General features: G+C 52.7%; 1 rRNA gene. It reads left to right on the forward strand.

Going from position 1 to position 1,206, the window contains the following annotated elements:
• A 16S ribosomal RNA gene (locus JHL18_RS10515) occupies positions 1-1,206 on the forward strand; the annotation flags it as partial.

Here is a 1,206-nt window from a genome sequence, read left to right on the forward strand (position 1 = left end):
AATCCGCTATAAGATGGACCCGCGGCGCATTAGCTAGTTGGTGAGGTAATGGCTCACCAAGGCGACGATGCGTAGCCGACCTGAGAGGGTGATCGGCCACATTGGAACTGAGATACGGTCCAGACTCCTACGGGAGGCAGCAGTGGGGAATATTGCACAATGGGGGAAACCCTGATGCAGCAACGCCGCGTGAGTGATGAAGGCCTTCGGGTTGTAAAGCTCTGTCTTTGGGGACGATAATGACGGTACCCAAGGAGGAAGCCACGGCTAACTACGTGCCAGCAGCCGCGGTAATACGTAGGTGGCAAGCGTTGTCCGGATTTACTGGGCGTAAAGGGAGCGTAGGTGGATATTTAAGTGGGATGTGAAATACCTGAGCTTAACTTGGGTGCTGCATTCCAAACTGGATATCTAGAGTGCAGGAGAGGAAAGTGGAATTCCTAGTGTAGCGGTGAAATGCGTAGAGATTAGGAAGAACCCCAGTGGCGAAGGCGACTTTCTGGACTGTAACTGACACTGAGGCTCGAAAGCGTGGGGAGCAAACAGGATTAGATACCCTGGTAGTCCACGCCGTAAACGATGGATACTAGGTGTGGGGGTTTCAACACCTCCGTGCCGCCGTTAACACAATAAGTATCCCGCCTGGGGAGTACGGTCGCAAGATTAAAACTCAAAGGAATTGACGGGGGCCCGCACAAGCAGCGGAGCATGTGGTTTAATTCGAAGCAACGCGAAGAACCTTACCTAGACTTGACATCTCCTGAATTACCCTTAACCGGGGAAGTCGGCACCTTTGGTGCCGACAGGAAGACAGGTGGTGCATGGTTGTCGTCAGCTCGTGTCGTGAGATGTTGGGTTAAGTCCCGCAACGAGCGCAACCCTTATTGTTAGTTGCTACCATTTAGTTGAGCACTCTAGCGAGACTGCCCGGGTTAACCGGGAGGAAGGTGGGGATGACGTCAAATCATCATGCCCCTTATGTCTAGGGCTACACACGTGCTACAATGGCAAGTACAAAGAGACGCAAGACCGTGAGGTGGAGCAAATCTCAAAAACTTGTCCCAGTTCGGATTGTAGGCTGAAACTCGCCTACATGAAGCCGGAGTTGCTAGTAATCGCGAATCAGCATGTCGCGGTGAATACGTTCCCGGGCCTTGTACACACCGCCCGTCACACCATGAGAGTTGGCAATACCCGAAGTCTGTG

It is taken from the genome of Clostridium yunnanense (assembly GCF_016595795.1).
Taxonomy (GTDB): domain Bacteria; phylum Bacillota; class Clostridia; order Clostridiales; family Clostridiaceae; genus Clostridium_AR; species Clostridium_AR yunnanense.